Raw genomic sequence first — 22,482 nt, 5'->3', positions numbered from 1 at the left:
CGTTGTCGAGTAGGTGCGTAATCGAACATCGGACCGCGGGAATCGGTTGGCTGTCACTATCGGAATTCCCATGCTGGACCTCTTTGGCTCTATTGCCAATGCTGACAAATCTGCCAAGCCTTTGCGACCGGAGCGTAGGCGAAGGCAAATTAGCGGATAAGCGGCAGAGCATTTGTCCCGCCGCTTCTGGTAAAGCTATGCCGCCTTTGATCGCCCAGTTCGCGAAAAGTACGCTTGCAGGCGGGTTCTAAGTCCCACGGAAATGTCGCGATGTCCGATTGCGACTTTGCGCAAATTGGATGGATTGAAATCCAATTCCGCTGCAAACGGCCTCAGCCCAATTTCTTCGAGCCTCGAAACCACCATTTGCCGCAAAGCGCGGTCTTTGAAATCCCGAGACACTGCCTCGCTGCGCAATTTCTCAAGGCCTTTTGCCAATTTCGTCGCGGTACGTGGCCCAATTGGTAATTCTGCTGAGTTCAGCAGGCGGTCAATTGTCCCCCGAGAAACGCCAGTGATTTCAGATACCTCGCGTCGGCCAATTTTCGCGGCCAGTTTCCGTAATTCCGCAACGCGCTGATTTTGGCCAATTGCGCCAACGCCATATTCAATATGGGCATCTGCATCCGCGCCCATAAACATTTGCTCCTCAAGTTTATTGGCTTCTTTGCCGATCGAGACCACCTCGATGAACTCGACGTGGCGGCGCCTCGTCACTCCGCTTTCGGTGAAATCACCGTTTTCGAATTTCATCTCAGGGCTCAAATGGTATTGGGCCAGGACTTGCCGATAGGTCTTGAGGACGCTTGCCGGGACTGGTCCCCCTGTGATGCGGTCAAAAGCCTTTGACGCTGCATCGCTCGGATTGCGGGCGAACGGTGCGACAGGTCGCAAACCTAATTCTGGGGTCTTTAGGCCCTTGCCCCGACCGGTCGTCGTAGGGAACTTGGGCAGGTTGGAAGTCCAGGAAAGCGCATTTGCATAGAGCGCGATCATGAAATTGAACGGCTTCACCTTCTGGCGATAGCTGCGGCCTCTGTTGAAGTGGTCGAACAGTTTCAGGAGGGCAGGGGTGGTCGCGCCATAACGACTGATGGCTGGCTGCTTCAGCGCTGGGTGATAGTCGAGCCGTACCTGTTCGGGGTGGCCTTCGCGCATTGCCTGGATGATGTGGAACCACAGGTCATATTGCCAAGCCTCGATTTCAGCCGATTGCAGGATGGCCGCTTCGTCAGCGTTCCCCTTCAGGACGACTGAGTTCTGGTAGGGCGGCAGAAGGTGACCCAGGCCATGGGCAGATGCCTTGCGAATGACGGGTAGCCCCTGGCTGTCCAAATTGAACAGGACGTAGCGCTTTGACGAAATCGCCAGGCAGAAGAGCGGTTCGAGGCTCTCTGTCCCTTCTGCGAAATTCACATCTTCAATCTTGAACAGCGGTCCTTTCGCCTCATAGGGGTTGAGCGGCACGAACCAATCGCACACGCTCTTCGCACGCCTGAAGAACTCGTCCTGCTCCATGGCGTCCGGCTTGGTGATCGCCATGCTGTCAGTATCGCAGAAGGCCCAGTCGAGACCCGCATCGATCGTGCGCTTTTCGGCCAGTGCAAGCATGAGCCTTGCGGCGCCAGTTATCAGCGTGGCTAGCAGCGGATGGAAGTAGGTGCCGGGCTTCTCCAGATTGGCAGTTTGCACATCAAAGGCCTCTCCCGAGCCGGTATGGCATCGGACGTCTTCAGGTTCGTCGAGCTCCTCGACGTTCAACTCGACGAAAATCCCGTAGCTCGTGGCGTTTGCGAGAATCTTGAGCGCCAACTGTTCGAATTCGAGCCGATAGCGAGTCAGGAGGTCTGCATTACGCCTCGCGGCCTTCACCTTGCTCCGAAGGTCGATGACACGGCGATAGAAGTCGTCTGTGCGCGGATCGACGAGGTGGTCCGGACTGCCAGCGATCGCGATAGGAGCTAGGTTCGTCTGTTTGCCCTTCGGTTTGAACCGAAGTGCCCGGACGACGCGCGGCGCTTTCCCGATGAGAAGCTTTGACGCGACGCAGTCGGCTAATGTGTACCAAAGTGGCTTGTCGCCCTTCAGATAGTTCAGGCCAATGGTTGCCTGTTGCGCATCACCATATTTGGCTCGAACAGGCAAAATATCGTCATCCGGCATGACCTGGACAAGCGTCGTGAGCGACCGCCAAGTCGTCTGCTTCTGAAGGTCCGCGGCGGTGACGGTTTCGAGGAACCCGCGCGTCTCCTCCGTCGCATCGCTCCAATCAATTCCCTTTGCGATTACAAACCGCCAGAGGTTCATGAGAGTGCAAACGGTCGGATACATGGATAGGAAGTCGCAATAAAGGACCTGCCCAATTTGCCGCCGGAGCCGCACCTCAGTGCGCCCGCCGTAGTAGGTGCTCATGATGACGCCGAGCGTCTCGTTCGGAAAGTCGGGCTGGAGCTTGCGCCAAGGCACGATCCCCATCTGCTTCAAATAGGCCTTGCCCAGGCTCGCCTCAGAGAGAACGCGGTGCATATGACTCTTATCGAGATTGTGCCCCAGGAATTTGACCCGGAGAGCCCGGTAGCACTCCCAGGTCACACGCACGTCCTGCACGGCATAGGCGATATAGTCTGCGGTCAACGTTGCGCCGTGCTGACCTGGATCACCCTTTTGAGATTCGACCCCGAGAGCTTTTGCCAGCCGATCCAACGAGAACGTTTGGCTCATCAAAGCGGCACCGACGGTCCCGATATCGATGAAATATCCGCGCCGAACGGGTGGTGACTTCTTGGCCTGGCGCTCGCGGCGATTGTCCTGGCGCTTACGGGTGGCCGTGAACTGGATCATCGCAGCGCGGCGGGAAAGGTTCCGGATCTGAAGGCGCGGAAGATGGGGGTCTTCAGACAGCCTGAATGAAAACCCGCCCCGCATCACCGGCCCTCGAGCATTGCCGTGGTCGATGGCGAGCCTTGAGATATCGAACGGCAGGTTCAAGCCGACGATGGCCGCGCGGAGGTCGTATCCAATCCCATAGAAAATCTGGGTGACGAACTCGCGGGTCGTACGACAGACCAAGCCGTGGTCCGCCGCGTAGGATTTCAGACGTTGCAGCTCCTCCTCCGATAGCGCTGCCGGTTCATAGAATGCGCCCCGCTCGTACAGGTCGGCATTGCGGCGAACCTCATAGGCCCCAATCCGCAGAGCCTGTGCATGGTCCACGCCCGTCTCAGTGTCGAAGATTACCGTCCATCCCGATGGGCCGGCCTCCGGTGGCTGTTTCAGATTGGGGTTTGCTTTCCGCTCAGAGCTCTCTTTCGTCGCGTATGCGCGAGCTTGGATGCTCATAGCCTGACGAACGACGGAGCCGATGAAACCTTTGATTTCAGCAAGAATGGTCATGACTGTTCCTCTGCTGACTGTGCAGCTGCGTTGTGTGCGTGGTTGATGAGATGAAGGGCGAACTCGCGGAATTTGCCGATCAGGACCTCGAAGAGATCGGCGATCCCGAGCAGGAATTTCGCGATGACGACGATTGGATCTGGCGGGTCACCAGGCGGATAGATCGGAGTGCGAGGGTGATCCCTCTGCTTGCTGCTCAGCTTTCGGTGGCAGTTCCGGCAAACGTCCACCAGGTCATCACTGAAAGCTCGCCCGGCGAGGTGATGTTTCTCCAGGCATTCGGGATCGTCCTCGCCGCAGCGCATGCAGCGGGCTTCATTCGAACCCAATCGTTCGAATGCCTTTTGGCGTCGGCGTTCCGCGCCAAGTCCATCAAAGTTCATGACTTTCTCCTGTTCAGTTGATGAGCCGGTAGATCTGTTCGAACCCCTCGCCTCCGGCGGCGGCGAGGCGATAGAGGGCGTTGGGGCTTGTTTCGAGGATGTGGGTTTTGCCGCGCACATCCTTGACGGTGGCACCGATGAATGGGGCCAACAGAGACGCGTCGTTCGTGTCCAGGAAGGTTGTGACGGCCGCGAGGTGTCGCCCGATCAGCGATGCAGGCTCGAAAGCGGTGACTGTCAGCCTGGCGCGGCCAGTCGTCGTGATCGCGACGATTTCGCGATGGCGGCGATCAGTGATGACCCATATCCGACCCCGGCGCTCAGCAAGCTTCTCGTCTGCCAGGTAGCGTCGTAAGCGCTCGGCTGAGACGCGAGCTTCTCGCGCAGCATCCCGTTGATTGCCTTTGGTCCTAAGGATGCGGAGGGCTGCCTCAAGGCGCTCTCTGGCTTCGCCTGCCGGCTTCGAGGGGCGTACTGTGGCTTCGCCCTGTCTGGCATGGCCCCGGCCTTGAGAGCGCGACAAGCCACGCACTGCCGCTCGCTCAATGCGGCGGCGGTATTCGGCGTGATAGTCTCGTGAGCGGCCCATGGTGGAAACCTCCGATTCGGGTTCCACAAAAAATGACTCGGGCAGCTCAAGGCAGACTGGGCGCTTGGCGCGGGGCTGTAAGATGTCCACCCCGAAAAATGCTGATATTGCAACGATTTCGCGATCTGACCTTGCCGCGAGTCTCGAATCTTGGGGGGCAGTGGTGTCCGACTCTCAGCTTGAGCGTTGGCGGACTGAAGGCATCTTGTCGAAGGCAGTGAGACAGCCAGGATTGGGAAGAGGTCTTGGTCGCGACGACGGCCAGTATCCTGCCAGTTCCGTGCAGCAGGTTTTGGCAATCTTGGAACTCCAAAAGACCATCAAGTCGCTTGCGGATATTGGCTGGCACCTGTGGCTGAGGGATTTTTCGGTCTCTGATGAATTGATATTTCCTCACTTTAGGAACGCAGCAGAGACCATCAAGAGTGTGAAGGCACGGGCAAAAAATGCGCTGGATAGCGACGACGACTCTGAGTTCAGCAACATCACCAATTTGCTATTTCGAGTGAAGTCGACCTCGAAAACATTTGGAAATATCCGAAAGGACATAGGTGCGAAACGCTTTCCCGCATTTGCGGATATCCTATTTCAGATTGCAGCCGGCAGAGAGCTGAATATTCATTCCAAAGACGTTGCGCCCTATTTGAATGAAGCGCTGCGGCCGATTGCTGGGAAATTGTCGGTGAAGGCGTGTGCCCAGAATTTGAACGTGATCGCGCGGCAAAATCGCTTTCGTGATTTCACGAAATTTCTGAGCGCGCAGTGGCCCGATGGGATCATTCGCGCAAAGACCCAATTCCTCAACTCGCAATTCGCTACACACGTCGTTTCGGATGAGAATGGCGCGATTCCAATCCCGGATGTCCATGCGAGAACATTGGCTCGATTGCGCGCCGAGCCACCGGGCCGCCAAGCGGCTCTGATTCTGGCATTCGCGGCTTATCTGAAGGCGCCAGAGGCATCAAAATCGAATCGCTGATAGGCGCTGAAGGGCTGTTCAGCGGACCGATATCGACCTAGAATCCGTCGTGTTGGCTCCAATTCAGGTGTTCTCGTGCTCAATTCCAACGATTGCGATTGGTACCAACGCAGCGTTTATTGGAGTGAGCGGGCCAATCGTCCACATGAAAAGGGCGTTCGTCGAGGGCGCAGATCTCAGCCACTCGTTCTATGCGGTCATGGGGCGTCGTTGCGGATCGATGCTGGCACACTCCTCGTTCGAAACGGCTTCACCCACTATCCGCAGAAGCGCGAGGAATTTCGCCTGTTTCCCGGCGCACCGGATCTTCCAGAGCGCATCATCCTGCTGGATTGCTCGGGCACCATCTCGTTCGACGTGCTGGACTGGATTTCGGCTCAAGGTATCGTGCTTGTCCGCATCGATTGGCGCGGCAACGTTGTATGCGCGATCGGCAATATCGGATATTCGGCAAACCGCTACCGCGCTCAATGGCAGGTCGAAATGCGATCCGATCCGCAGAAGCGTATGGCGTGGTGCAATGCGCTGATTTCTCGGAAAATCGAAGGTTCCATCAAGACGCTCGAAAAGGTCATTCCTAGGTCGCCGGCCTGGGAACTTGCCATGAAGCGGGCCTATGCGGACCTGTCCCGTTTGGAGCTTGATCCTCCGCGCGACATCCAGACGCTGCGAACGATTGAAGCAAATAGTGCTGCGGCCTACTTCCGTGCATGGCGCCCCATTCGACTGCGATGGAAGGGGACTGGCAGCAGGCCCATACCTGAAGCATGGCTCACGATGGGGGCTCGAACGTCACCCTTTGCACTAGCGGGAAATCGCAATGCGGGGCATCCGGTCAATGCGATCCTGAACTACGCCTACACGGTGCTACAAAGCGAGGTGCACATTCAGGCTGTCACGGAAGGATTTGATCCGACCATCGGCATCATGCATGAGCAGTCGCCTGGAGCGACGCCGTTCATTTTCGATGCGATTGAGCCTTATCGGTCAGAGGTGGATCGCGCAGTGATTTCGCTGCTGCGTTCTGAGACATTGCACGCGAGCGATTTCGTTCTGCGAAGCGACGGCGTCTGTCGTCTCAATCCGCAATTCGCGAAAGTGGCGGTTGCACATGCGCGTAAGGCTATCGAAAACGCTCGTGTGGGACTAAGTTTAGCGGGACTAGACCTAGCCTGATGCGCCCAAGCGGGAGCGTTCCGATCGGGTCAATTGGAGATTCTGAGACGAGCCGTCTCAGCTATCACAAAACCGTAGTCTTGCTTTCATGACGATGCCCTCTTCGGCGGCGCCATCCCGCGAAGTAACATTGCTCATCGGAGCCGCCGGAATGCTGTTTCACGATCTCGCCAACCTCCGGCAGCAACTTGCCGAGAATGCCGCCATACGTGCCCGCTTTCTCGGACGGCTGCATCCCGGCCCGGCGGCAGTCCGGATGCTTCGCCTGCTCGGAGCCATCCTGGCGACGCCGGCGCGCTGGAAGGCGCTGATGTTGGGGGGCCTCGTCGGCACCGTGACGGTGGCCGAGGTGCTAGTAGTGCTGCGGCTGGCGACGTGGAACGCCGACTTTTTCAATGCCCTGGAAGCCAAGTCCTTCGCCAGCCTGGTCAATCAGATATGGGTTTTGCTGGCCATCGTCACGGGCATGATGGCGCTGCAGGGCCTGAGCCTGCAGACCAAGATGCAGTTGCAGATGGTGCTGCGGGGCCACCTAACGCGCATCGTCCGGGACGCATGGATGTCGGAGGGCCGCTACTACCGCTTGCGGATGAGCACAGGCGAACACGACAACGAGGACGGCCGGCTCACCGAAGACGTCCGCGTGGTCTGCGAAATGGTGGTCGAGTTCCTGGTCTCGCTGCTCTATGCGTTCATCCAACTGGCCTTGTTTGTCGGCGTTCTCTGGCTGCATTCCGGACCGCTGACCATCGCCGTCGGCGAGGCTTCCTTCACCCTGCCCGGACATATGGTTTGGGTGGCGCTCGGCTATGCCGCCATCGGCGCCGCCATCATCACGCTCGTCGGACACCCGCTGGTGAGGGCGACCGATCGGCGGTAGGCGGCCGAGGCCGATTATCGGGCCCGTCTTGTAAATGTCATCGCGCATGCGCCGGCGATTGCGCTGACCGGGGCTGAGACCGGCGAGAGACGTCGGCTGGCGCACGCCTTCGACGGGATCAAGCATGCCTGGGCGGTGCAAACCGCTTCCTTTCGAAACCTTATCGTCTTTTCGTCCGGCTACACCATGCTCACCAGTGTCCTGCCTTTGCTAATCCTCGCACCCCGCTATCTGCACGGTGAGATCAGCCTCGGGACGCTGATGCAGGTGACCATCGCCTTCGGCCAGGTGACCGCAGCCTTGTCGTGGCTGTCGGGCAACTATTCCAGCATTGCGCAATGGGAGGCGTCGGCGGCCCGCGTGCTCGGGCTGCAGGAGGCAGTAGAGGATCTGCAAGGACGCACTGAGACGGATCCTGCCACCCTGTCGCGCGTGCTGGCAGAAGGACCGTTGCTGGCGTTTCGCGATCTCAGCGTGGTGACCCAGGCAGGCGAAGTGATGCTGGAGCATTTCAGCGCCGAGATCCGTCTCGGCGAGCGTGTCCTCGTCGAGGCGACCCCGCAGGCGGCAGATGCCCTGTTCCGGGCGATCGCCGGATTGTCGGTCTCCGGCGCCGGGCAGATCGAGTTGCCCAACGGAAGCGCACCCTTCTTCATGGCCGACAGGCCCTACTTGCCGGAGGCGACGCTGCTCGAAGTGCTGGCAGAACCGCAATCGCCGGACCACTTCGCCCCGGAGTCTGTCGCCAAGGCCCTGGTGGACGTCGGACTGGCTCAGGTGGTGCCTCGCCTTGCCACGATGGCGCTCTGGGAACAGGAGTTCGGCATCGAGGACCAGCAAAGGCTGGGCTTTGCTCGCCTGCTGTTGCACCGCCCGGCCTGGATTCTAATTCACGATGCTTCGAGCGCGCTGTCGCCACAGGCCGAGAACGAATTGTTCGAGTTGATCGCGCAAGCCCTGCCTGGATCGGCACTTGTCACCATCACCCATCGCGCCATGGCGAGGCGCATGTTCAATCGACGCATCTCCGTGTCGACGGTCGCGCCGTCTCCCCTAAAGGCAATTTAGGCGCCGACAAAATGGCGGCTCCATTCATGCGCCTCTTTCTCTTACTTTTGCCGCGCCGTTGGTCTTCCGCAATCTGGTCTATCTTGGTGGCGAAAGCAGACTCGTAAGCAGCCGTCCCAAGGCAGCAACTTCAAAGGGCTTCACGAGCAACGGCCGCTCCCGATCGCTGTCCCGTAGGCCGTGCCCGCCATAGCTCGTTGTGAACGCAAAGGGCACGCCGCGGGCCGCCAGGAAGTCCGCAACGGGGTAACTTCTGACGCCATTCAGGTTCAGGTCGAGCAGGGCGGCATCAAAGTGTTGGGCCTCCACGAGGGCAATGGCCTGCTCATTTGTGGCGGCCACTATGACGGAGTCGCAGCCAAGATCGGCAAGCATGTCCTGGGTCTCCATAAGGACAAGCATTTCATCCTCGACGATCAAAATCCGGCGACCTGCGAAGAGCTTACTCATCACGGTGATCGCGGGGAAATGCCATGTCGATGGTGCAGACTACGCCTTGGCTTGGGTAGTCCAAGTGCACCGTGGCTTCCAGTTCATGGGCAAGGCCGTCTTCGATCACCCTTGAGCCGAAGCCCTTCTTCGAGGCAGGCGTGACGGAGGGGCCGTCTTTTTCGTGCCAAACCAGGATCAACCGATCGCCAGCTGGTTTCGAGACTCTTCTCCAAGACACCATGATCGATCCCGAATCGTTGGAGAGCGCTCCATGGATCACCGCGTTCAGGACGAGCTCGTGCAGCGCTATGCCCAAGGCCAATGCGCGCTTTGGCGAAAAGCGGATGTCGTCACCGGTGACAACATATCGTCCGGATCGACCACCACCGCTGGTGAACGGCTCCAACGCGTTGTCAACGATGTCGCGCAGCCCAGCCCTTCCCCAATCTCCATGGGCCAGCAAGGCATGGGACCGGGACAGCGCGGCAATGCGTAAGGCAATGAATTCTCGGGTTGCTGTTGGATCAGTGCCCTTGCGGAAGGCTTGAGTGACGATTGATTGAACAGCCGCGAGCATGTTTCTGACGCGATCATTCAATTCGTCGATAAGCGCTCCCGATCGCGCCTGCTCATCCTTGTAGCGGGTCAGATCGACGAGCGAGGCGAAGTGCTGGACGGTGTCGCCGCTCTCGTCACGCACTGGGCTGATGTAGATACCGGCCCAGAACGCGCTGCCATCCTTTCGGCGGCAACAAACATCCGGTCCCCGATAGAAGCCTTCTTCAAACCCGGCCTTGATCGCAGCGAGCGGTTCAGCATCGGTCGCGCTTGCCAAGACAAAGTTGAAGCCTTGCCCTAAGACCTCGTTGCGTTCGTACCCGATGAGGGAAATGAAGCTGTCATTGGCAAAGATGATCGAATTTTCGGCCTGTTTGGCATCCGTGAACACCATCGGCATTCGGGTGGTTTCGGCAGCCACGACGAAAGGTCCGAGGTCTTCTTTGAAGCCTTCGACGTCGGCCGCTGCCTCGTCCTGCGTCTCAGAACGGGGTGGCATTTGCGGCATGTTCAATCGGCTCCATGCATGGCCACTGAGGAAGTCAGGTCGGGTAGAACACCCAGCGCCCCACCTTGAATGTGTTCACGGCGCGCCTAGCATATGCGAAACTGCTGCTCCCCCGTCTTGTTCCCAGTGAACCCGCCGATTCTGAATGGAACTGCTCCAGTCGAGCGCCGCCGCGCTTGGACACGAGCCCTCAGTGCCCTTTCAACTGGCGCGAAGTGTTCGCAAGAGGGCAAGAGGAATGTCGATTTGGTAAACGACGCCCTGCGGCTCGTATCGCAACCGAACATCGCCGTGAAGTTGAGTGGCCAACGCGCCGAGCAGGCGTGTGCCAAAGCTGCGGCGAACCGGCTCCTGCACCACTGGGCCACCTGTTTCCGTCCACGTCAGACTGAATAACTGGGTCTCTTCGTCGACCGTGGAGGTGATGTTGACGCGCCCAGTCTCGTTCGACAATGCGCCATACTTGACTGCATTGGTACACAACTCGTTGAGGGACATGGTGAGCGGAAGGATCGCCCCTGGTCCGATCACGATCAGCGTATTCTGAACAACGAACCGTCGGACCTCGTGGATATCGAAGGGCTCGATGGCAGCACTAATAAGATCAGCCAGCTCGATGCTGATTTCATTGGCCCGGAGCAAGAGATCTTGTGCTCTGCCCATAGCGACAAGGCGGCTTGAAACAGCTTGCCGCCCTTCTTCAAGGGTTTCGGATGCGCGCAATGTTTGCGAGGCGATCCCGACGACCGTTGCCAGCATATTCTTCATACGATGATGCAACTCTTCCAACAGAAGACGCTGCAATCGCTGGCTCGCTTCGTGCTCGGCAGCTTCTATCCCAGCCTGCTCCAGCAGGCGCGAGGAATCGAGCCGCGTTCGTGACAACGTATCCCGCAGGGCAGCGTTCTCAAACTCGAGAGCGCTCTTGCTGGGAACCAAAGCCTCGCGATCCCGCATGGCCGCAATAACGACCAAGCCGTCAGGCGCCTGATATGGGCTAAGGCTAATCTCGGTCTTGAACTCGCTCCCGTCCTTGCGAAGTGCGTAGAGATCAAGTCCTGGGCCCATAATGCGCGGTTTGGGTTCGATCATAAACCGTTGCACGTGAGCTGTATGGGTGTCGTGATACCGCGCTGGCATAAGCACACCATGAGGCTTTCCGACGAGATCCCGCGGAGCATAACCGAGCAGTGCCTCTACTCGCTTGTTTGCGAAAAGTATGTGACCGCTGCGGTCAATGACTACGACGGCGTCCGGAGTTGCCTCGTAGATCTCGTCGAATGGACTCTTGTTCATCGATTAGACGACTCAAAGTGCTTATTCGAGAGGGAGGGCTTTTTTTTGTCAAGGAGCGTAAGTTTACAATCGTTAAGCGTCTTTGGAGTGCTGGTCAATGTGCAGGTCTTGTTCTGTTCAGATCGGTCCCTCAGCAGCGAGCCTGGCTGAGGGGGAATTGCGCATTGCCGAACCGTTCGAAGGGGCCGCAGAACACCAATAGGCGGGTCAGAGAGAATTCACTCCCTGACGACATGGTCAGAACCGGCTCAACGGGCGAGCTGTCGCTATACCCCCATGAGAACAAAAAAAGAACTTGTTGTTAAGAACAAAACGTGTACGGTCGATTTATCACCGGATTCGCCCCGGACCCCTTGCCAGCCTGAAGGAGGCTCAGCCATGAGTCAGTCTGCGTTGCGACTCGTCGAAGGTTCTTCCATGGATAAGACAAAGGCGCTGGATGCAGCGCTCTCCCAGATCGAGCGGGCTTTCGGCAAGGGCTCGATCATGCGTCTCGGCAAGAACGAGAAGGCGGTGGAGATCGAGACCGTGTCCACTGGGTCGCTCGGGCTCGATATTGCCCTGGGCATCGGTGGCCTTCCGCGCGGCCGCGTCGTCGAGATCTATGGACCGGAATCGTCGGGCAAGACGACGCTGGCGCTGCACACGATCGCGGAAGCGCAGAAGCGGGGCGGTGTCTGCGCCTTCATCGACGCGGAACATGCGCTCGATCCGATCTATGCCCGCAAGCTCGGCGTGAAGCTCGACGATCTCCTGATCTCGCAGCCCGATGCCGGCGAGCAGGCGCTCGAGATTTGCGACACGCTGGTGCGCTCGGGTGCGATTGACGTGCTGGTGGTCGATTCGGTTGCTGCGCTGACGCCGCGGGCTGAACTCGAAGGCGAGATGGGTGACAATCAGCCCGGCATGCAGGCCCGCCTGATGAGCCAGGCCTTGCGCAAGCTCACCGGTTCGATCTCGCGCTCCAACACGATGGTCATCTTCATCAACCAGATCCGTATGAAGATCGGCGTGATGTATGGTTCGCCGGAAGTGACCACCGGCGGCAATGCGCTGAAGTTCTATGCGTCCATCCGTCTCGACATCCGCCGGATCGGCGCGATCAAGGAGCGGGAGGAGGTTGTCGGCAACCAGACCCGCGTCAAGGTTGTGAAGAACAAGCTCGCGCCTCCCTTCAAGCAGGTCGAATTCGACATCATGTATGGCGAAGGCGTCTCGAAGATGGGCGAACTGATCGACCTCGGCGTCAAGGCCGGCGTGGTCGAGAAGTCCGGTGCCTGGTTCTCCTATGACAGCCAGCGCCTCGGGCAGGGCCGCGAGAATGCCAAGGCTTTCCTGAAGCAGAGCCCCGACATGGCCGCCAAGATCGAGGTCGCGATCCGCCAGAATGCCGGCCTGATCGCCGACAAGATCCTCGGCGATCCCGAGGCTGACGCCGAGGGGGAGGAGCCCGTGTGAGGGCCTGACGGCCATCCACCAGGCTGACAAATGAAGGCCGGGCTTGTCCCGGCCTTTGCCGTTTCGGACAGGTCCAGTCGAGGCCGCGCGGGACGCATGACGTCACACCGGGAAGGCCACGCACGAATCGAGGTTCACACAAGGCGCGGAAATGCTCTAGAACTCCGGCCAACGTGACTGGCGGATCCCATCCGCCGCAACCTGCAGTTCAGGCGATGACCGGCGTCAATCAGATCCGCAAGACCTTCCTCGACTTCTTCCAGACCAACGGCCATGCCGTGGTCGAGAGTTCGCCGCTCGTGCCGCGCAACGATCCGACCCTGATGTTCGCCAATTCCGGCATGGTGCAGTTCAAGAACGTCTTCACCGGCGTCGAGAAGCGGCCCTACAGCCGGGCGACCACCGCGCAGAAGTGCGTGCGCGCCGGTGGCAAGCACAACGATCTCGACAATGTCGGCTACACGGCCCGGCATCACACCTTCTTCGAGATGCTCGGCAATTTCTCGTTTGGCGACTATTTCAAGGATCGCGCGATCGAGCTCGCCTGGAACCTGATCACCAAGGAATATGAGCTGCCGGTGTCCAGGCTGCTGGTCACGGTCTATTCCGAGGACGACGAGGCGTTCGGCCTGTGGAAGAAGATCGCGGGCCTGCCGGATTCCAAGATCATCCGCATTCCGACCTCCGACAATTTCTGGCGCATGGGCGATACCGGCCCTTGCGGCCCCTGCTCGGAAATCTTCTACGACCACGGCGACAAGGTCTGGGGCGGTCCGCCGGGCTCGGCGGATGCCGATGGTGACCGGTTCATCGAGATCTGGAACCTCGTCTTCATGCAGTACGAGGAGCAGGCGGGCGGTATCCGCACCGCGCTGCCGCGTCCCTCGATTGATACCGGCATGGGACTGGAGCGTGTCTCCGCGGTGCTCCAGGGCACCCACGACAATTATGAGATCGACCTGATGCGCGCGCTGATCGGCGCGAGCGCGGTGGCCACCGGCGTCGAACCGGACGGTCCTCACAAGGTCTCGCACCGGGTGATCGCCGATCATCTGAGGGCCTCCTCGTTCCTGGTGGCCGATGGCGTTCTGCCGTCCAACGAAGGCCGCGGCTATGTGCTCCGGCGCATCATGCGGCGCGCCATGCGCCATGCTTCGCTGCTCGGCGCCAAGGACCCGCTGATGCACAAGCTTGTGCCGGTGCTGGTGCGCGAGATGGGCCAGGCCTATCCCGAATTGCAGCGCGCCGAGGCGCTGATCGCCGAGACGCTGCAGCTTGAGGAGCAGCGGTTCCGCCGCACGCTGGAGCGCGGTCTCGCCATTCTTGACGATGGCACCCGCGATCTCGGCGAAGGCGCGGTGTTCTCCGGCGATACAGCTTTCACGCTCTACGATACCTATGGCTTCCCGCTCGACCTGACGCAGGATGCACTGCGCCCGCGCGGCATCACGGTCGACACGGCCGCCTTCGATGCCGCCATGCAGCAGCAGAAGGCCATGGCACGCGCCGCCTGGGCCGGTTCGGGCGAGGCTGCCACCGATACCGTCTGGTTCGGGGTCAAGGAGAAGACCGGCGCGACCGATTTCCTCGGCTATGACACCGAGACCGCCGAGGGTCAGGTTCTGGCGCTGGTCAAGGAGGGTGCTGAAGTGAGTTCGCTTGGCGTCGGCGAGACCGGCCTTGTCGTGCTCAACCAGACCCCGTTCTACGGCGAGTCCGGCGGCCAGCAGGGCGACCGCGGATTGATGACCGGCGAGGGCGTCCGCGCCACCGTGACCGAGACCCAGAAGAAGCTCGGCGACCTGTTCGTGCATGTTGTGACCGTGGACGAGGGCAAGCTCGCCGTCGGCCAGGCCTTGCAGCTTGACGTCGATCACGGCCGTCGTAGCGCCATCCGCGCCAACCATTCGGCGACCCATCTCCTGCATGAGGCGTTGCGTCTCGTCCTTGGCGACCATGTCGCGCAGAAGGGCTCGCTCGTTGCGCCTGAGCGCCTTCGGTTCGACTTCGCCCACCCCAAGCCGATCTCGGACGAGGATCTGGCGAAGGTCGAGGACATCGCCAATGCGATCGTGCTGGCCAATGGACCGGTCGTCACCCGCCTGATGGGCGTCGATGATGCGGTTGCCTCCGGCGCCCGCGCGTTGTTTGGCGAGAAATATGGCGACGAGGTCCGCGTGGTCTCGATGGGGGCGCCGCCCGCTGGTTCCAACTCATCCGGCTGGTCGGTCGAGCTCTGCGGCGGCACCCATGTCGGCCGCACCGGCGATATCGGCCTCGTCACCGTGGTCGGCGAGAGCGCGGTTGCCGCTGGCGTGCGGCGCATCGAGGCGATGACCGGCTCTGCTGCCCGGCATCATCTGGCCGCTCAGGCGCGCAAGCTTGAACAGGTGGCAGGTCTGGTGAAGACCTCGGTCGCCGATGTCGAGGCGCGCGTCGAGGCGCTGGTCGAGGAGCGCCGCAAGCTCGAGCGCGAGCTGACGGACGCCCGCAAGAAGCTCGCCATGGGCGGCGGGGCAGGGGGCGCCGATCCGGTCAAGACGGTCGGCTCGGTCAAGCTGCTGGCGCGCAGCGTCTCCGGCGTCGAGATGAAGGACCTGAAGGGCCTGGCCGATGCCGGCAAGGCACAGGTCGGCTCCGGCGTTGTGGTGCTCGCCAATACCGGCGCCGATGGCAAGGTCGGCCTGGTGGTCGGTGTCACCGCTGATCTGGTCGGCCGGTTCGATGCGGTCCAGCTGGTGCGCGTCGGTTCGGAGGCTCTCGGCGGCAAGGGTGGCGGTGGCCGGCCCGACATGGCGCAGGCCGGCGGTCCCGAAGGGGCGTCTGCGGAGGATGCGCTGAAAGCGATCGAGGCGGCGCTGGCTGCCGCCTGACCGGACGTTGAGGGCGCACCGGCCCTAACCGGCCGGAGCGGGGGGCGATGGACAAGGCGCATTGGCGCAGGCGGACCTATGAGATCCTTGACCAGGGCATGGTCGGGGATCGCGTGGCTGTGCTGGTGCACAGGACGCTGGTCTTCCTCATCCTGGTCAATGTCACGGCCGTCGTGCTGGAATCGGTGCCGTCGCTGCGGCTCCACTACGCTGTGGCTTTCACCGCCATAGAGGCCTTCTCGGTCGCGGTGTTCACCCTCGAATATGCGGCGAGGCTCTGGTCCTCGGTGGAGCATGTGCCGCTTGCCGGCCGAGCCCCCTGGCGGGCGCGCCTTGCCGCCTTGGTCTCGCCGAGCCTGCTGATCGACCTCCTGGCGATCATGCCGTTCTATCTCGCCCTGGTGGTGCCGGCCGATCTGCGCGTCATCCTGCTGCTCCGGCTGCTGCGCTTCTTCAAGCTCGCGCGCTATTCGCCCGGCCTATCCAGCCTTGCCGACGCATTCTGGTCGGAGCGCCGGGCGCTGGTCGCCTGTCTCGTCATTTTCCTCGGCGCGCTGATCGTTGCGGCATCGGCCATGCACCTCGTCGAGCACGAAGCCCAGCCGGAGAAGTTCGGCTCGATCCCGGAGACCATGTGGTGGGCGGCCATCACCTTGACGACGGTCGGCTATGGCGATGTCTATCCGGTGACCCCGCTCGGCAAGCTGGTGGCCACAATCACGGCCATGTTCGGTCTGGTCATGCTGGCGCTGCCTGGTGGCATCATTGCCACCGCCTTCACGCGCGAGATCCAGCGGCATGATTTCGTGGTGACCTGGAGCATGGTGGCGCGGGTGCCGCTGTTCGCCGGCATGGATGCGGCTTCCATTGCCGAGGTGATGCGGGTCCTGAAGAGCGCGACCTTCGAACCCGGTGCCGTCATCTGCCGACGCTCGGACCCGGCCCATTCGATGTATCTGATCGCCGAGGGCGAGGTGGAGGTGCGCCTGCCCAAACGCACCTTGGTGCTGACGAAGGGGCAGTTTTTCGGCGAGATCGCGGTGCTGCACCGGGTCGAGCGATCGGCGACCATCATTGCCCGGGGCCGGGTGAAGCTCCTGGCGCTGGATGCCACCGACCTCCACCACCTGATGCTGCTGTTTCCCTCGATCGATGCCGTGGTGCGGGCAACCGCCAGCCAGCGGCTCAGCCAGGAACTGGTAGAACCGCAGGGCGACCTCGTTCGCGAGGAACTCGAGCAGCCGCCGCGGTCTTAACCCGCGCGGTGCTCAGAAGATGTTCCGGTACTGGATGAAGCCCGGCCGGTCGGCAATGCGGTCATAGAGCAATCGGGCCTGGGCATTGCTCTCCTGGGTGAGCCAGTGGACCCGGCCGCAGCCATTGCCTTTCGCCCAGCCGTAAACCGCCTCGATCAAGGCCCGGCCGGCACCGGTGCCGCGCGTCGCCGGATCGACGAACAGGTCCTGAAGGTAGCAGTAGTCATCGACGGTCCAGCAGGACCGGTGGCGGATGGCGTGAACGATGCCGACCATCCGGCCCTTGTCGAAGGCACCGAAGGCGACCATGGGCTCGGCCGGGTCGTGGAACCGCTGCCAGGTGACGTCGGTGGTCGCGGCTGGAATGCTGGTCTCGTAAAAGGCCTGGTAGCCGCGCCAGAGCGGTTCCCATTCGGCGCGGTCGGCGGGTGTCAGCAGGCGGACATTTGCGGTCATGGCTTGGGCCCTGCGGAGGGTTCAAAGGATGTGGCGGTAGAGCAGGAAGCCGGATTTCTCGGCGATCTGGTCGTAGAGGCGCATGGCAGTGGCATTGGTCTCGTGCGTCGACCAGTAGACGCGGCCGCAGCCCTGGGCGAGCGCGAACGCATAGACCGCCTCGATGAGCGAACGGCCCGCGCCGGTGCCGCGTGTTTCCGGATCGACGAACAGGTCGTTCAGATAGCAGAACGGGGCTTCGAACGAGGTTGCGAGGTGACGGACGGTATGGGCCATGCCGACCATGCGGCCGCCCGCAAAGGCGCCGAAGGCATCGAGGGGGAGGGCAGGGTCCATGAAGCGCTGCCACGACAGGTCGATCATCGCCTGCGGCAGGTCGCGGCCGTAGAAGGTCTGGTAGCCGCGCCAGAGTGGCTCCCAGCCGCCACGGTCGACGGGTGTGAGGGGACGAACCTCGACGGGCATGGCGGCATTCTCCTGGCGGGACGCGTCAGTGTGCCGACGGGAAGGTTCGCGTCCATCGCCGATTGGTGATCCAGCCGATGACACAAATCGATGGCCGATCCGGCGGTTCGCAACCTTCCCTTAACCGGCCGAGGCGCACTATGCCGGCAGGAAAGGATTTCCGCGATGATCTCGAGCTACGGGTCCAGCGCCTACAGCGTGGGTCAGCAATATTCGCAGCAGCGCGCCTACGCCAACGCGAGCGCTATGTCGGCTGCCTCGACCATGTCCTCATCTATTTTCGGAGCGGATCCCTCCACAGACGCGGCTGGAGCGCTGTTCGGTTCCGATGCGACCTCGGCAGATGGCCTTTTCAGCATCACCGCCGAACTCGATCAGGCCAATTCCACCGTGACGATGGCCAAGGTCGCCTGGGCAACGCCAGTGGATTCGCTCCTGAGTGATTCATCGAGCTCGTCTTCAGGATCGCTGCTCGATTTCCTCGCCTGACCGGCCGCTCCCCACCGCACTTGCATGTCTGAAACGCCCAAGCCTCCGGCATCGGGCGCATCAGCATGTCTCCTGCCGCCTCAGCCGGACATGGCAGGGGCCGGAAAGCTTGCGCTGGCCGGCCCCCTGTTCGTGCGAAAGGCGTCAGCCTTCCGTCAGTTCCACTTGCCCATGGCGGCCGACAGGTTCTCGGAGACCTTGTCGAGGAAGCCGGTGGTGGAGAGCCACTTCTGCTCGGCGCCGACCAGCAGGGCGAGGTCCTTGGTCATGAAACCGGACTCGACCGTGTCGACGCAGACCTTCTCGAGCTCGTCGGCAAAGCGCTTCAGCTGCGCGTTGTCGTCCAGCTTGGCGCGATGGGCGAGGCCGCGCGACCAGGCGAAGATGGAGGCGATCGAGTTGGTCGAGGTCTCCTTGCCCTTCTGGTGCTCGCGGTAGTGACGGGTCACCGTGCCGTGGGCGGCCTCGGCCTCGACGGTCTTGCCGTCGGGCGTCAGCAGGACCGAGGTCATGAGGCCGAGCGAGCCGAAGCCCTGGGCCACGATGTCGGACTGCACGTCGCCGTCATAGTTCTTGCACGCCCAGACATAGCCGCCGGACCACTTCAGGGCGGAAGCCACCATGTCGTCGATCAGGCGATGCTCGTAGGTGATCTTCTTCTTGTCGAACTCGGCCTTGAACTCGGCGTCGAAGATCTGCTGGAAGATTTCCATGAAGCGGCCGTCATACTGCTTCAGGATGGTGTTCTTGGTCGACAGATAGACCGGGTAGGAGCGGGCCAGGCCGTAATTGAACGAGGCGCGGGCGAAGTCCTTGATCGATTCGTCGAGGTTGTACATGGCCATGGCAACGCCTGAGCCAGGGGCCTTGAACACTTCGCGCTCGATCACCTTGCCGTCGTCGCCGACGAACTTGATGGTCAGCGTGCCGGCGGTCGGGAACTTGAAGTCGGTCGCGCGGTACTGGTCACCGAAGGCATGACGGCCAACCACGATCGGCTGGGTCCAGCCGGGGACGAGGCGCGGCACGTTCTTGCAGATGATCGGCTCGCGGAAGATCACGCCGCCGAGGATGTTGCGGATCGTGCCGTTCGGCGACTTCCACATTTCCTTCAGGCCGAATTCCTTCACGCGGCCTTCGTCCGGGGTGATGGTGGCGCATTTCACGCCGACGCCATGCTTCTTGATGGCATTGGCCGAATCGATCGTCACCTGGTCGTTGGTGGCGTCGCGGTGTTCGACCGAGAGGTCGTAATATTCGAGATTCACATCCAGATAGGGGTGGATGAGCTTCTTCTTGATGAGATCCCAGATGATGCGGGTCATCTCATCGCCGTCGAGTTCGACGACGGTGCCCGCGACCTTGATCTTCGACATGGTTCGGCCTGTAGAGCGCATTGGCAGAGGGGACTCAGCCTCGGTGCATCCGGACTGCGCTCGACATCCGGTGCGCCCGCGACTGGCGCGGGCCTCTTAGCAGACGCGAAGCGCAGCGATAAGTGCCCACAAAGAATGAGGCGCGCGCGACATCGGCGCCAAGGCGGTCTATAGCGACGCCGCCCGCCTTCGAAGGACGACCATGCCCGGCATCGACATCACCCGCCTCGCCCAGGAAAAGGGCGCGCCCGTCATCATTCTGGTCGAGCCGCAGATGGCCGAGAATATCGGCACGGCAGCGCGCGCCATGGCGAATTTCGCGCTGTCGCGGTTGCGGCTGGTCGCGCCGCGCGACGGCTGGCCGAATGGACGGGCCTATCCCTCGGCATCGGGTGCTAACCGCATCCTCGATGAGGCCGAGCTGTTTCCGACGTTCGAGGCCGCCATCGACGATCTGAACCTCGTCTTCGCCGCCACTGCGCGCGCCCACGACCAGGTCAAGCCGGTTGTCGGGCCAAAAGCGGCGGTCACGGCCATGCGGCCGCGGATTGCCGCCGGCGAACAGGTCGGGGTGGTCTTCGGGCGCGAACGCAATGGCCTGCTGGCCGGCGAGGTTGCGCTCGCCCATTCGATCCTGACCTATCCGGTCAATCCGGACTTCTCGTCGCTGAACCTGGCCCAAGCCGTGCTGGTGCTGGGCTATGAATGGTTCTCGCAGACGCATGAGGGCAATCTGCCGTTCGAGATGGTCGAGCGCTCCGAGCCCGCCAGCATGGCGCAGACCCGCGCCTTCTTCGAGATGGTCGAACGCGAACTCGACCGCGTCGAATTCTACCGGCCGCTCGAGAAGCGCGACAGCATGGTCACCAACCTGCGCAACATCATCATGCGGATGAGCCCAAGCCGGCAGGATCTCGCGACCCTGCATGGCGCGATCTTCGCCATTGCCGAGGGAGCGAAGGGTTCGGCGCGCAGTGGCACGCTGGATGTGGAGCGGGCAGGGACGTTGCGCACACTGCTCGCCAAGGCCGCCGCCGACAAGTCGGGCGGGCAGGCTCCGGTGCGCGGCCTTGCCCGGCTGCTCCGGCGCAACCCGATCGAGGCGGAGCGAATCCTCTGGGACCAGATGATGAAGGACCGGCGCTTTGCCGGGCGCGGCTTCAAGCGGGCGATCCCGATCGGGCCCCATGTCGCCGACATCGTGTCGTTCGACCTGAGACTGGTGGTCGATTTCGATCCGCCCGGCGAGGATGCGGCGGCCGAGGGCGCCCGCGCGGTGAAGCGCGCATGGCTGACCGAACGCGGCTATCGGGTCGTCGTCATGAAGGCTGATGAGGTCGAGCGCGACTGTGCGGGGCCGCTCGACCTGCTGCAACAGGCGATCGAGGCCGAAATCTGAATCCAGGCAAGGCGCTATCCGGTAAAGTTAGTTCGAATTCACCGGATATGACGTGATTTCTGGCGTCGGGTTACGACAATGTTAAACGACAGGCGGGCATTGTTCGGAAGTCGGTTCCGAAGGGTGTTGTGCCGTGTTCCGTTCTTCGATGCTGTCTCGATTGCAACCTGTTCTGCGCCGCTTCGCGGCCTCCGTGCAGCGCTTCTCCGCGAATTCGCAGGCCGGAGTGGCGGTGTTCTTTGCCTTTTCCTTCGTACCCTTGGCGATCGGTGTCGGCGCGGCCGTCGACTATACCTATGCCAGCAAGGTCAAGGCCCGCCTCGATGCCGCGGCCGACCTCGCTGCGCTCAACGGCGTCAAGACGTCGAATGTGATGCCCACCGCCGCTGCCGCCAAGGCCGCGGCGATCGCGTCCTTCCAGACCAATATCGGCACGCTCGACCGCGCGACCCTGACGTCCTCAGCCATCACAGTGACCGACGACGGCCTCGGGCGCACCTCGACGGTCACTTATTCCGCCCAGGTTCAGACCTCGCTGATGGCGCTTGTCGGTGTCAATTCGATTGCCATCAGCGGGTCAGTGAAGGCCAATTCCAACCTGCCGACCTATATCGATTTCCACATCCTGCTCGACAACACACCGTCGATGGGGATCGGCGCGACGCCGACCGACGTTTCGACCATGGTGGCCAACACCTCCGACAAATGCGGCTTTGCCTGCCACGATCTCTCCGACCCGTCCGGCAACTATTACAAGCTGGCGAAGAAGCTCGGCGTGACCCTGCGGATCGATGTCGTGCGCCAGGCAACCCAGTCGCTGATGGACACTGCGGCGGCGACGGAGCGTGTCAATGACCAGTTCCGGACCCAGCTCTACACTTTCGGCTCGTCCTGCACGGTGCCCGGCTACACGCTGATCAACGCGCTGACGGCCAACCTGTCGCAGGCGAAGTCGGCGGCCGCCAATATCGACCTCATGACCATCCCCAATCAGGGCTACAACAACGACCAGTGCACCGATTTCAACGGCGCCCTGTCGGCGGTCAATCTGTCGATCGCAACGCCTGGCGACGGCTCGACGGCCGCGACGCCGCAGAAGGTGATGTTCTTCGTGTCGGACGGTGTGGCGGACGCCTATTATCCGACCACCTGCACCAAGCCGACGACCGGTGGACGCTGCCAGGAGCCGATCAATACGGCGACCTGCACGGCGATCAAGGCGCGCGGCATCCGCATCGCGGTGCTCTACACGACCTACCTGCCGCTGACGACCAACGCCTGGTACAATACCTGGATCAAGCCATTCCAGAGCGAGATTGCGACGCGCATGGAGGCTTGTGCGTCGCCGGGGCTCTATTTCGAGGTGAGCCCGACCCAGGGCATCGCCGATGCGATGAACGCCCTCTTTCAGAAGGCCGTCGCGACTGCCCGCCTGACCCAGTGAGCGA

At 61.5% G+C, this 22,482-nt stretch carries 19 protein-coding genes; 11 read left to right on the top strand and 8 right to left on the bottom strand.

From position 1 onward, the window contains the following. Positions 1 to 195: 195 nt before the first annotated feature. Positions 196 to 3,393, bottom strand: coding sequence for a helix-turn-helix transcriptional regulator (locus tag E8L99_RS20885; protein WP_137101362.1), 3,198 nt, complete (start codon positions 3,391 to 3,393; stop codon positions 196 to 198). 50 nt (positions 3,394 to 3,443) lie between these two features. Here E8L99_RS20885 and E8L99_RS20880 point away from each other — a divergent pair, with 50 nt between their 5' ends. Further along, complete coding sequence (locus E8L99_RS20880) at positions 3,444 to 3,797, top strand: hypothetical protein (RefSeq protein ID WP_137101361.1); 354 nt, start codon at positions 3,444 to 3,446, stop codon at positions 3,795 to 3,797. On the opposite strand, the gene E8L99_RS20875 is transcribed toward E8L99_RS20880, so the two are convergent. Continuing rightward, the gene (locus E8L99_RS20875; protein ID WP_137101360.1) at positions 3,790 to 4,365 is read right to left on the bottom strand and encodes a hypothetical protein; all 576 of its coding nucleotides are present in this window, start codon (positions 4,363 to 4,365) and stop codon (positions 3,790 to 3,792) included. The genes E8L99_RS20880 and E8L99_RS20875 overlap by 8 nt on opposite strands. A gap of 82 nt (positions 4,366 to 4,447) precedes the next feature. On the opposite strand from E8L99_RS20875, the gene E8L99_RS20870 reads away from it, so the two are divergent. The 4 genes from E8L99_RS20870 (at position 4,448) to E8L99_RS20855 (ending at position 8,468) form a co-directional block, all read left to right on the top strand. Next, on the top strand, positions 4,448 to 5,344 hold the full coding sequence (locus E8L99_RS20870) for a hypothetical protein (RefSeq protein ID WP_137101359.1): 897 nt from the start codon (positions 4,448 to 4,450) through the stop codon (positions 5,342 to 5,344). Between the two features lie 75 nt (positions 5,345 to 5,419). Further along, the gene (gene cas1 / locus E8L99_RS20865) at positions 5,420 to 6,520 is read left to right on the top strand and encodes a CRISPR-associated endonuclease Cas1 (protein ID WP_256371370.1); all 1,101 of its coding nucleotides are present in this window, start codon (positions 5,420 to 5,422) and stop codon (positions 6,518 to 6,520) included. A gap of 151 nt (positions 6,521 to 6,671) precedes the next feature. Continuing rightward, a complete protein-coding gene (locus E8L99_RS20860; protein ID WP_168201767.1) occupies positions 6,672 to 7,400 on the top strand; it encodes an ABC transporter family protein in 729 nt (242 codons plus the stop codon). Between the two features lie 39 nt (positions 7,401 to 7,439). Beyond that, entirely contained in the window at positions 7,440 to 8,468 is a 1,029-nt protein-coding gene (locus E8L99_RS20855; RefSeq protein ID WP_137101356.1) for an SbmA/BacA-like family transporter, read from the top strand. 78 nt (positions 8,469 to 8,546) lie between these two features. On the opposite strand, the gene E8L99_RS20850 is transcribed toward E8L99_RS20855, so the two are convergent. The 3 genes from E8L99_RS20850 to E8L99_RS20840 form a co-directional block, all read right to left on the bottom strand. Further along, entirely contained in the window at positions 8,547 to 8,918 is a 372-nt protein-coding gene (locus E8L99_RS20850) for a response regulator (RefSeq protein ID WP_137101355.1), read from the bottom strand. Then, a complete protein-coding gene (locus tag E8L99_RS20845; RefSeq protein WP_137101354.1) occupies positions 8,911 to 9,966 on the bottom strand; it encodes an HWE histidine kinase domain-containing protein in 1,056 nt (351 codons plus the stop codon). Before E8L99_RS20845 ends, E8L99_RS20850 begins: the two co-directional genes overlap by 8 nt. A 201-nt stretch (positions 9,967 to 10,167) precedes the next feature. After that, positions 10,168 to 11,262 (bottom strand): HWE histidine kinase domain-containing protein, encoded by a 1,095-nt coding sequence (locus E8L99_RS20840; protein ID WP_137101353.1) that lies wholly within the window; start codon positions 11,260 to 11,262, stop codon positions 10,168 to 10,170. A gap of 378 nt (positions 11,263 to 11,640) precedes the next feature. Between E8L99_RS20840 and recA the strand changes: the two genes are divergently transcribed. The 3 genes from recA (at position 11,641) to E8L99_RS20825 (ending at position 16,849) form a co-directional block, all read left to right on the top strand. Continuing rightward, positions 11,641 to 12,720, top strand: a complete 1,080-nt coding sequence (gene recA / locus E8L99_RS20835; protein WP_137101352.1) for a recombinase RecA — start codon at positions 11,641 to 11,643, stop codon at positions 12,718 to 12,720. Between the two features lie 215 nt (positions 12,721 to 12,935). Then, positions 12,936 to 15,593 carry an alanine--tRNA ligase gene (gene alaS / locus E8L99_RS20830; RefSeq protein WP_137101351.1) on the top strand — a complete coding sequence of 886 codons (2,658 nt, stop codon included), beginning with the start codon at positions 12,936 to 12,938 and terminating at the stop codon, positions 15,591 to 15,593. Between the two features lie 47 nt (positions 15,594 to 15,640). Further along, positions 15,641 to 16,849: a cyclic nucleotide-gated ion channel gene (locus tag E8L99_RS20825; protein ID WP_137101350.1), complete on the top strand. Its 1,209-nt coding sequence runs from the start codon at positions 15,641 to 15,643 to the stop codon at positions 16,847 to 16,849. Positions 16,850 to 16,861: 12 nt separating this feature from the next. On the opposite strand, the gene E8L99_RS20820 is transcribed toward E8L99_RS20825, so the two are convergent. Both E8L99_RS20820 and E8L99_RS20815 read right to left on the bottom strand, forming a co-directional pair. After that, positions 16,862 to 17,305 (bottom strand): GNAT family N-acetyltransferase, encoded by a 444-nt coding sequence (locus E8L99_RS20820; protein WP_137101349.1) that lies wholly within the window; start codon positions 17,303 to 17,305, stop codon positions 16,862 to 16,864. Positions 17,306 to 17,326: 21 nt separating this feature from the next. Beyond that, positions 17,327 to 17,770 carry a GNAT family N-acetyltransferase gene (locus tag E8L99_RS20815; RefSeq protein WP_137101348.1) on the bottom strand — a complete coding sequence of 148 codons (444 nt, stop codon included), beginning with the start codon at positions 17,768 to 17,770 and terminating at the stop codon, positions 17,327 to 17,329. Between the two features lie 90 nt (positions 17,771 to 17,860). Between E8L99_RS20815 and E8L99_RS20810 the strand changes: the two genes are divergently transcribed. Continuing rightward, on the top strand, positions 17,861 to 18,259 hold the full coding sequence (locus E8L99_RS20810; protein ID WP_137101347.1) for a hypothetical protein: 399 nt from the start codon (positions 17,861 to 17,863) through the stop codon (positions 18,257 to 18,259). A 155-nt stretch (positions 18,260 to 18,414) separates the two neighbouring features. Here the strand turns inward: E8L99_RS20810 and E8L99_RS20805 are convergent, their stop codons facing one another. After that, positions 18,415 to 19,635: an NADP-dependent isocitrate dehydrogenase gene (locus E8L99_RS20805; RefSeq protein ID WP_137101346.1), complete on the bottom strand. Its 1,221-nt coding sequence runs from the start codon at positions 19,633 to 19,635 to the stop codon at positions 18,415 to 18,417. A gap of 202 nt (positions 19,636 to 19,837) precedes the next feature. On the opposite strand from E8L99_RS20805, the gene E8L99_RS20800 reads away from it, so the two are divergent. Together E8L99_RS20800 and E8L99_RS20795 are read left to right on the top strand one after the other, a co-directional pair. Further along, positions 19,838 to 21,034 (top strand): TrmH family RNA methyltransferase, encoded by a 1,197-nt coding sequence (locus tag E8L99_RS20800; RefSeq protein ID WP_137101345.1) that lies wholly within the window; start codon positions 19,838 to 19,840, stop codon positions 21,032 to 21,034. 133 nt (positions 21,035 to 21,167) lie between these two features. Continuing rightward, positions 21,168 to 22,478: a pilus assembly protein TadG-related protein gene (locus tag E8L99_RS20795; RefSeq protein WP_252511176.1), complete on the top strand. Its 1,311-nt coding sequence runs from the start codon at positions 21,168 to 21,170 to the stop codon at positions 22,476 to 22,478. Positions 22,479 to 22,482 lie beyond the last annotated feature (4 nt).

The organism is Phreatobacter aquaticus, from assembly GCF_005160265.1.
Lineage (GTDB): Bacteria > Pseudomonadota > Alphaproteobacteria > Rhizobiales > Phreatobacteraceae > Phreatobacter > Phreatobacter aquaticus.
The sequence above is the reverse complement of the archived record's forward strand: the minus strand, read 5'-3'. Positions and strand labels throughout refer to the sequence as shown.